Below are 1664 nucleotides of genomic sequence, written 5' to 3'. Positions count from 1 at the left end.
TTTCATCCGGCGCGGGTGGCTCAGTTTACCCGGCTCATCCACCTTTACGGAGCGTTGGATCTTTCCTCTTAATTCCTGAGAGTGTGTGGTCAGTGGAGGACACAGCAACAGCAGTGCCATGGTTAGGATCATTTTTGTTTTCATGGTTTCTTTTTTATGGTTTTAGTTTATTTGTTAATCGCAATAAAACGATTAATATGTTCAAAAAAATACTAACAGCATTCTTGGTCCAGTTCAATCCCCTGATCAAGGAATGCTTTGAACTTTTCTTTCATTTCGTTCCAATTTGCCACATTGACACAGTAACAGACACTGGTGCCCTCCACATCACCCTTGATCAGCCCCATGTTCCTGAGTTCTTTCAAGTGCTGTGAAACAGTGGGCTGTGCCAGTCCAATCTCATCAACTAGGTCACCGCAGACACAGGCCTTGACCTTGAAGAGGTGCTGCAATATGGCAATTCGGGCGGGATGGGCAAATACCTTACCGATGAGCGCGAGCTCATTCTGGTCTTCGGTGAATATTTCGGTCTTTGCCAGTCCCATATCATTATTTAATCGCAATATTACAATATATAAACAAGCTGACCAAATGTGAAATGGGCATCAATTTCCCATTACCAAGAAAAGTTTTTTAATGGGATCGGTAAGTTATTATGTTTTGAGTGAGTATGTGTGATAACATTAAACCTTAAATGACCAAATTGCTTTCTAAAGGAATGGTTTACTATTCAATTTAGCTCATTCATCCGGTCCCTCAAATTTCCACTTTCTCCAATTCTTACACTTTTTAAATTTGATCCTACTTGATTCAAATAATAAACGCTCAGCTTCTTCAAATACTTTTGTAGCCTTGCCCCTTTTAGGACATCGCTAAATTCATAAAATTATCATGATAACCTCCTCCCAAAATTGGGTACCGTCCAAGTTTGAAATATTTGATGACAGGATTGAAATAACATCTGCCGGTTCATTGCCCGAAGGGCTTAGCAAGGACGATTTTTTTGAAGGTGTGCCATTCCAATAAATAAGGAATTGATGCGGGTTTACAAGGATTTGGAATTGGTGGAACAACTAGGTTCAGGCGTCCCAAGGATTTTACAGAATTATGGCAAAGAATGTTTTAAGTTCATGGATAGTTTTACCAGAATGATATTTCCCATTTCTGAAAAAGTTACTGAGCAAGTTAAAACTCTTATAGCTGTATTCCAAAACGAGCATAGCCGTAATGACATTATGGACTTATTGGGCCTTACCCATAGAGAGCATTTTAGGACAGAATATTTACAAAGATCCATAGACCTTGGATTGGTGGAACCAACAATCCCAGACAAACCCAAAAGCAGTAAACAGAAGTATAGATTAATGGAAATAGGCAAACAGATTGGATAAAATGAATCTATAGAACCGTATCCTTTTTTCAAGAACAATATTGTTCCTTCTACTATGGGGATGACTTCCATCGAGTTAGGTGTCAATAAATATAGAGAAACCTCATCATATTTTATTAAATTTGTATTAGAAAGTGAATCGAATCGGTCAAAAGTTACCTATTCGGTTACCTAATTTTGAAAAATTAATGTAACTTATTGATAATAAGGGGTATGTGGAATTGTTTTTGGTTCTGCCACCCCGACGAACCTAGAAATAGGTCACAACAAAACA

The 1664-nt window shown here is 38.2% G+C and carries 3 protein-coding genes; 2 read left to right on the top strand and 1 reads right to left on the bottom strand.

Going from position 1 to position 1664, the window contains the following annotated elements; genetic code table 11:
- Positions 1–212: 212 nt before the first annotated feature.
- Positions 213–545 (bottom strand): ArsR/SmtB family transcription factor, encoded by a 333-nt coding sequence (locus tag K1F36_RS19935; protein ID WP_220115353.1) that lies wholly within the window; start codon positions 543–545, stop codon positions 213–215.
- A 346-nt stretch (positions 546–891) separates the two neighbouring features.
- Between K1F36_RS19935 and K1F36_RS20300 the strand changes: the two genes are divergently transcribed.
- Both K1F36_RS20300 and K1F36_RS20295 read left to right on the top strand, forming a co-directional pair.
- Positions 892–1026 (top strand): hypothetical protein, encoded by a 135-nt coding sequence (locus tag K1F36_RS20300; protein WP_258539163.1) that lies wholly within the window; start codon positions 892–894, stop codon positions 1024–1026.
- A gap of 11 nt (positions 1027–1037) precedes the next feature.
- A complete protein-coding gene (locus tag K1F36_RS20295; RefSeq protein WP_258539162.1) occupies positions 1038–1391 on the top strand; it encodes a Fic family protein in 354 nt (117 codons plus the stop codon).
- Positions 1392–1664 lie beyond the last annotated feature (273 nt).

The sequence above is a fragment of the Flagellimonas abyssi genome (genome assembly GCF_019457905.1).
GTDB lineage: Bacteria > Bacteroidota > Bacteroidia > Flavobacteriales > Flavobacteriaceae > Flagellimonas > Flagellimonas abyssi.
Note: the sequence above shows the minus strand (reverse complement) of the source record. Positions and strands in the feature narration are given on the sequence as shown.